Below are 7,793 nucleotides of genomic sequence, written 5' to 3' on the forward strand. Positions count from 1 at the left end.
CGGTTTTCAAGACCGGTGCATTAAACCGCTCTGCCACGCTTCCATGTGCGTAAGAATACAAAGACCGTTTATTTTATTCAAGAAAAATTTTAACGCTTTGCACTCGTTTGCATATTGTTTCATCAAAATTACAGTTCTGCGGCCAATTCTGCGCCTTCTCGGATGGCACGCTTAGCATCTAGCTCAGCAGCAAGCTTCGCTCCACCAATAATATGATAGCGTGCCAGTGTCGATTCCTGTGCTAAAGGCATTAAATCTTTTACTGACTCTTGTCCAGCACAAACCACAACCGTATCTACACGAAGTAGCTGATCATGACCATTTACTTCCACCCACAAGCCTTCATTAGTTACAGCTTTGTACTGCACACCACGCATCATTCGCACCGCATGTTTTTTCAGTTGTGCGCGATGCACCCAGCCTGATGTTTTTCCTAAACCAATTCCCAGCGGTGTGGTTTTACGTTGTAATAAATAAATTTGTCGCACAGATACTTCTATTTGGACAGGTTGCAGGCCACCTTCGGTAATGTAATTCGGATTAGAGTCGACCCCCCACTCTCGCTGCCAATCCGCCAAGGGCTGGGGCTGAATCTGATGCGCAGGTTTGAGTAAAAATTCAGATACATCAAACCCGATACCACCTGCGCCAATCACAGCCACTTTTTCACCAACTGGAGCACCACGTAATACTTCAGCATACGAAAGAACTTGTGGCAAATCACTGCCTTCAATTCGTAGCTGGCGTGGAACAACACCCGTCGCCACAATCACTTCTTCATAGCCCTCGCGCTCGAGTTGCTCACGATTGACGCGTGTGTTTAAACGCACATCTACACCCGTTTTTTCTAGTTGCACTTTGAAATAGCGAATGGTTTCATGAAACTCCTCTTTGCCGGGGATAACTTTGGCCAAGTTAAATTGCCCACCCACTTCAGACGCAGCTTCAAATAACGTCACCTGATGCCCACGACTGGCTGCAACGGTGGCCGCCGACAACCCTGCGACACCGCCACCTACAACCGCAATTTTTTTCGGTTTTTTGGTTTTGATATACGTTAGCTCGGTTTCGTATGCTGCACGCGGATTGACCAAACACGTTGCACGCTGGTTTTTAAAAGTGTGATCGAGGCAAGCCTGATTGCAGGCAATACAGGTATTAATTTCATCGACACGATTGGTAGCAACCTTGGTTACCCAAAAAGCATCGGCTAAAAGTGGACGTGCCATCTGAATCATGTCGGCTTTACCTTGTGCCAAGATCTCTTCTGCCACATCTGGCATATTGATTCGATTGGCCGCAATCACAGGTATAGACACGTGCTGTTTCACATAAGCAGTATAATCGACAAAAGCCGCACGCGGTACAGAGGTGACAATGGTTGGAATACGCGCTTCATGCCAGCCAATACCCGTATTGAGTAAGGTAACGCCCACTTTTTCAAGTGCCTGTGCCACCGTAATCACTTCGCTCATGGTATTGCCATCATGAACTAAATCCAGCATAGACAGACGAAAACTAATAATAAATTTTTCACCGACTTTTTCACGAATCGCTTTTACAATTTCAACTGCAAAGCGCATACGGTTTTCAATCTCGCCACCCCAGCGATCTGTTCGTTGATTGACATGACGGCTCAAGAACTGATTAAGCAAGTAGCCTTCAGAACCCATAATTTCGATACCATCGTACCCTGCCTTCTTGGCCAGATCGCTACAGCGGGCATAATCTTCAATGGTGTCTAAAATATTGCTTTCCGACATCTGACGCGGTTTAAACGGTGAAATAGGTGATTTAATTGGGCTTGCCGACACCACAAAAGGTTGATAACCGTAGCGACCAGCATGCAAGATCTGCATCAAAATTTTTCCACCATGCTTATGTACGGCATGCGTGACCAAACGATGATGTGGAATATCTGCCAAAGAATTCATGGTTCCACCTGCGGGTAAAAGCCAGCCCTGTCGGTTAGGTGAAATGCCGCCGGTAATGATTAAGCCAACACCGCCTTTCGCTCGCTCTCCAAAGTAGGCTGCAAGTTTCGGATAATTATAAAAACGGTCTTCCAAGCCGGTATGCATAGAGCCCATCACGACTCTATTTTTAATTGTTGTAAAACCTAAATGCAGTGGTTTTAAAATATGTGCATAGCTAGTCATGACGAATCCTTAGGTTGTTATTGGCTTTGCAACTTGTTGCATAATACTTTAATACTTTTTATCGGGGTTGGGATGACCCGAGTGCTTTTTTTACGTGTTAAAAGTGTCAGTTTATTAGTTATCAAAACATTCTTTTGGTTGGTTTACATCTTATTCTTTGTTTCGAATCGCATCATATTAACGGTGATTATTCAGCTTGATCTACAAGTAAATCTATAAAAACAGCCCTGCTGTAAAGAGCTGTTTTTTGAGTTTATTTATGACTCTGAATGGCAGCAAGTCGCTGTGAACCCAGCTTTAATGAGCTCACCACAATGCCTAAACATATGCAAATCGCACCCAATACAATATTCATGGTTAAAGGCTCATGCCAGATTAGCGCACCAAAGCACAAGCTCAACACCGGAATACTCATAATCGAGATTGAAGCAACAAAGGTATCGACCTGACTCACAATCCAGTTCCAGAGTACAAACGCAAATCCTGTGCCAACAATTGCAATATAGAACAAGATTGACGCATTCAATGGATCTAGCCAAACATTCAAATCAACAGGTTCCCATGCAAGTGCACCAGCGAGTAATACCACAGCCCCCAGAAGTAATTGCCAAATCGTCAACTTGATTTTGTCATACTCGGCAAATTCTTTCTTAATGTACACCGTCGCCGTGGCCCAGAAGAAACCCGAACTGATTAACAGCAACTCACCCACCACCGACAGATTAAATTGAATGTGTTTAAGCTGCGGCCACATGATCGCGATCAGCCCTGCCACACCCAGTATCAGGCCCAACGTTTTTTGGAAATTCAAGCGTTCATTCAGTAAGAAATGCGCCAAAACACCTACAAAAATTGGCATGGTAAAAGTCAATACCGCCGACAATCCTGAGTCGACAAACTGCATAGCAAAGGTTTGGGTCGCATAAAATCCAAAACAAACCAAGAGACTGAGTACAATCATTTTTCGCCATTCATGGCGTGCAGGTAAAATCGAACGTTTCAGTAAAGCCTGTACCAATATCAGGGTTAGGGCAGCCACAATCAAACGTGCGGAAATAAATAAAAATGGAGGAAACACCTGTAAGCTGTGTTTGACCAATCCCCATAATGATCCCCAAACAAGGCACAACAGTGTGATGGCACTGATGACTCTAATATTCACGTTTTCACCCATTTCACAACAAACATGCGCCATTATAGAAAAGAAATGACATCATGAATAATGTTATGTTTTAATGTAAGCATCATTTTTTTTAATACCTTATTGTATTCATCTCTCTAAAAATACATCTTAGGTTCTTTTTGATGCGGAGTTCGGCCATGAATATTGATATTAATGATATCCGATCCTTTGTAAACGTAGCTGAACTCAAAAGCATTTCAGCCGCTGCACAAAAAATGAACTATTTACAATCTAACATGACCGCAAAAATCAAAAAAATTGAGAGTCACTATAATCGTCAGCTATTTATTCGCAAACCCAAAGGGGTTGAACTGACCGAATCTGGCATGCAGTTATACACACAGTACAAAAAAATGATGTTTACTTGGGAAGAAACCGAAAACAAGATTCAACAACAAGACTCCACTTTACGTTTTGGTACCAATACCAGCTTGGGTGGAATGCGTTTTTATCCTGCATTTAATCAGTTATATAGTGCCTATCCCGATTTGGCACTGACCATGAAAACTGGATCGACCGGTTTTATTGAAGATGAAATTTCACAAGGCCATCTCGATTTTGGCTATGTGCTGGGTCACCCCAAACACAAGCATCTTCAGTACCGTATAAAGGAACAAGATGAACTGGTGATTATTGGTAAAAATATGATTAATCATGAATCTCTAGACGATTGTCTTAATCATCAAAATATTCTGCTGGCCTGTGAAGAATGCTGCTATGCCACTACACTCAATAAAATTTATACAGAGCGTAATTTAAGCCAAGGCGAATTGGTTCATATCTATGATTATCAAGCACTTATAAATTTTACACAATTGGGAATGGGTGTTTCCATGATTGCAAAATCTTTGTTAAAAAAATACGACATCCAGTATTACAAAGAGCTTCCAGATCAATATCGTAATATTGGACTCTATTTGGTTGCACGGCATGATCACGTATTCACCCCGATTGAAAAACAGTTCATCGAGTTAAACGAATCACTTGAGGTGAACTAAAAATCTGCATAGGTATAAAGTGGCTATTATAAAATATCGCGAGCAGCCTGCGCCGCGCAGCCTTTGCTGCCAGCCTTCTAAGCGAAAACATAATTTTGTTTTTTTCAGATGGTCGAGTGAATTATCGGAAAAAATCAATAAAAAAAAGTGCTACAATACCCGCCATTGTGAATTCTCATGACCATCATTTTAGGTCTTTTTATAAACGTTAGGATTAGTAATGACTGATAATGCAACCATTTTGCAGCATGTACCTGTAGGCAAAAAAGTGGGGATTGCCTTCTCTGGTGGTCTAGATACTTCAGCTGCTCTATTGTGGATGAAACAAAAAGGCGCTGAACCATATGCATATACAGCAAACCTAGGTCAGCCCGATGAAGATGACTATGATGCGATTCCAAAGAAAGCTGAGCAGTACGGTGCAGTTAAAGCTCGTCTGATCGACTGCCGTTTGCAGCTTGCACTTGAAGGTATTGCAGCAATCCAATGTGGCGCATTTCATATCAGCACTGGCGGTGTACCTTACTTTAACACCACGCCACTTGGTCGTGCGGTTACTGGGACCATGTTGGTCACTGCCATGAAAGAAGATGATGTCAATATCTGGGGCGACGGCTCGACCTACAAAGGTAACGATATCGAACGTTTTTATCGTTATGGTTTGCTGACCAACCCGAACTTAAAAATTTACAAACCTTGGTTAGACCAAACCTTTATTGACGAACTAGGTGGCCGTGCAGAAATGTCACAGTTCCTGATCGATAATGGTTTTGACTACAAAATGTCGAAAGAAAAAGCATATTCGACCGACTCGAACATGCTAGGTGCAACCCATGAAGCGAAAGATCTCGAATACCTTGATGCCGGTATCAAGATTGTAGATCCGATCATGGGTGTTGCGTTCTGGAAAGATGACGTTGAAATTCAGCCTGAACAAGTCAGCATTACTTTTGAAGAAGGCATGCCAGTTGCCCTCAATGGTCAGCGTATTGAAGATCCGGTTGAATTGATTCTTGAAGCCAACCGTATTGGTGGACGTCATGGCCTAGGTATGTCGGATCAAATTGAAAACCGTATTATCGAAGCAAAATCACGCGGTATTTATGAAGCACCGGGCATGGCACTTATGCATATTGCTTACGAACGTCTGGTGACTGGTATTCACAACGAAGATACCATTGAACAATACCGCATCAACGGCTTACGTTTAGGTCGTTTGTTGTATCAAGGCCGTTGGTTCGATTCACAAGCATTGATGCTGCGTGAAACTGCACAGCGTTGGGTTGCAAAAGCCATTACGGGTACTGTGACTTTAGAATTACGTCGTGGTAACGACTACACCATCATGAACACTGAATCTGCAAACCTAACCTATGAAGCAGAACGCTTAACCATGGAAAAAGGTGATTCGATGTTTACGCCAATGGACCGTATTGGCCAGCTGACCATGCGTAATCTGGATATTACCGATACACGCGCAAAACTGGGCATTTATACCAACTCGGGCCTGCTCTCGATTGGTCAAGGCTCAGCTGTACCACAATTAGAGACTAAAACGAAATAATCGTCTGAAATCTCAAATAAAAGCTGTCACCTGACAGCTTTTATTTTTTATGCACGCATCAACTTTTTGATTAAAAATCCGCTTAGATGCAATCACTTGAGGCAATTTGAGGTGAATTGTAAGCATTTCCTGTTACCATTTTCAGGGCTTTTGCATTATCATCTGTTTTATTTTGCAGCTTGAATTCCCTTGGATACGATTACTCTTCTGCAGCCAGACGATTGGCATGCGCATTTACGTGACGGAATCGCACTTCAACGTACTGTTCCAGATTTAGCTAACCAGTTTGCTCGCGCGATTTGTATGCCGAACCTTGTCCCACCTGTCAAAACAGTGGATGAAGCCTTGGCTTACCGTGAACGAATCATGGCGCATGTTCCAGAAGGTGTTCATTTTGATCCGCGTATGGTGCTGTACTTTACCGATCACACCCCAGCGAGCGAAGTCAAAAAAATCAAGGCTTCCGAATTTGTAAACGCGATTAAGCTTTACCCAGCAGGTGCAACCACCAATTCAGATAATGGCGTAAGCGATATCCGCAAAGTCTATGCTGTAATTGAGCAAATGGAAGAGCATCAGGTACCACTGTTACTGCATGGTGAAGTCACTCACAACCATGTGGATATTTTTGATCGTGAAAAGCGCTTTCTAGACGAAGTATTATCTCCGTTACTCAAACAGTTTCCAAAACTTAAACTGGTACTCGAACACATTACCACCAGTGAAGCCGCGCATTTTGTTTTAGAGCAAGACCGCAACGTAGCTGCCACCATCACGCCACAGCATCTGCTATTTAACCGTAATGATATGCTGGTCGGTGGGATCAAACCGCATTTTTATTGCCTCCCAATTTTAAAGCGTCAAACGCATCAACAAACCTTGCTTGAAGTGGCTACTAGCGGCAATCCAAAATTCTTTTTGGGTACCGACAGCGCACCACATTCGAAAGATGCCAAAGAAAATGCATGTGGTTGTGCAGGTTGCTACAGTGCACCGACAGCCATCGAATTATATGCACAGGCATTTGATCAGGTTGGAAAGATTGAGCGCTTAGAAGGGTTTGCCAGCCATTTTGGTGCCGACTTCTATGGCCTGCCACGCAACACCTCGACCATTACCTTGGTTAAAGAAGATCAAGTGATTCCAGAGCAACTGGACTATCTTGAGGGTGAAAAAATTATTCCACTCTATGCAGGTAAAACCATTCAATGGAGAAAAGTGTGACTCAAGAAACCTCCACTCTTCCTGTGATTGGTCAGCGTTTTCGTGGTTTCTTACCCGTTGTTGTCGATGTCGAGACAGCGGGTTTCAATGCGCATACCGATGCGTTGCTTGAAATCGCCTGTATTCCAATCGTCTATGATGAAGCCGGACAATTTGTACCGGGCGAAGCCTATCAAGCCCATATCAATCCATTCGAAGGGGCAAATCTTGATCGTCGTTCGCTCGATTTTATCGGGATCGATCCGTTTAATCCGATGCGCATGGCCATGGCAGAAGATGAACGTTCAGCGCTCAAACGTATATTCAAGTCGATTCATGAAGTGCGTAAGCAACAGCAGTGTACTCATGCTGTACTGGTAGGCCACAACGCACATTTTGATTTGGGCTTCTTGCAAGCTGCAATTGCACGTACCAGCACTAAAAATCAAAATCCGTTTCATAGCTTTTCGGTATTCGATACGGTGACCTTAAGTGCAGTTACGTTTGGACAAACAGTACTGGCCAAGGCATGTATACAGGCAGGCATTGAGTTTGATGGCAAGGAAGCACATTCTGCGTTATACGATACGCAAAAGACAGCCGAACTGTTTTGCTATATTTTAAACAAACTCTCTCCACACCTACTTGACACACTCGTGGCGGATCAATAAGATACCGCCATCCTC

General features: G+C 43.3%; 6 protein-coding genes. 4 read left to right on the plus strand and 2 right to left on the minus strand.

Annotated elements, in window-relative coordinates; genetic code table 11:
- Positions 1 to 128: 128 nt before the first annotated feature.
- Positions 129 to 2,159: an NADPH-dependent 2,4-dienoyl-CoA reductase gene (locus ADA42_RS02555; RefSeq protein ID WP_048763444.1), complete on the minus strand. Its 2,031-nt coding sequence runs from the start codon at positions 2,157 to 2,159 to the stop codon at positions 129 to 131.
- Positions 2,160 to 2,412: 253 nt separating this feature from the next.
- Complete coding sequence (locus ADA42_RS02560; RefSeq protein ID WP_048763450.1) at positions 2,413 to 3,321, minus strand: DMT family transporter; 909 nt, start codon at positions 3,319 to 3,321, stop codon at positions 2,413 to 2,415.
- Between the two features lie 158 nt (positions 3,322 to 3,479).
- Here ADA42_RS02560 and ADA42_RS02565 point away from each other — a divergent pair, with 158 nt between their 5' ends.
- From ADA42_RS02565 to rnt, 4 genes are all read left to right on the plus strand, one after another.
- Positions 3,480 to 4,340 (plus strand): LysR family transcriptional regulator, encoded by an 861-nt coding sequence (locus ADA42_RS02565; RefSeq protein WP_048763445.1) that lies wholly within the window; start codon positions 3,480 to 3,482, stop codon positions 4,338 to 4,340.
- 220 nt (positions 4,341 to 4,560) lie between these two features.
- Positions 4,561 to 5,904 (plus strand): argininosuccinate synthase, encoded by a 1,344-nt coding sequence (argG, locus tag ADA42_RS02570; protein WP_004936287.1) that lies wholly within the window; start codon positions 4,561 to 4,563, stop codon positions 5,902 to 5,904.
- Between the two features lie 189 nt (positions 5,905 to 6,093).
- Positions 6,094 to 7,128, plus strand: coding sequence for a dihydroorotase (gene pyrC / locus ADA42_RS02575; RefSeq protein ID WP_048763448.1), 1,035 nt, complete (start codon positions 6,094 to 6,096; stop codon positions 7,126 to 7,128).
- A complete protein-coding gene (rnt, locus tag ADA42_RS02580) occupies positions 7,113 to 7,778 on the plus strand; it encodes a ribonuclease T (RefSeq protein ID WP_004936280.1) in 666 nt (221 codons plus the stop codon). Before pyrC ends, rnt begins: the two co-directional genes overlap by 16 nt.
- Positions 7,779 to 7,793: the final 15 nt, after the last annotated feature.

The sequence above is a fragment of the Acinetobacter sp. 243_ASPC genome (assembly GCF_001054715.1).
In the GTDB taxonomy this organism is placed as follows: Bacteria; Pseudomonadota; Gammaproteobacteria; order Pseudomonadales; family Moraxellaceae; genus Acinetobacter; species Acinetobacter soli.

Excerpts from the sequence above, each read along its gene's own strand:
- argG (WP_004936287.1), top strand. The coding sequence starts at position 4,561 with ATGACTGATAATGCAACCATTTTGCAGCATGTACCTGTAGGCAAAAAA.
- ADA42_RS02555 (WP_048763444.1), bottom strand. The coding sequence starts at position 2,159 with ATGACTAGCTATGCACATATTTTAAAACCACTGCATTTAGGTTTTACA.
- ADA42_RS02565 (WP_048763445.1), top strand. The coding sequence starts at position 3,480 with ATGAATATTGATATTAATGATATCCGATCCTTTGTAAACGTAGCTGAA.
- rnt (WP_004936280.1), top strand. The coding sequence starts at position 7,113 with ATGGAGAAAAGTGTGACTCAAGAAACCTCCACTCTTCCTGTGATTGGT.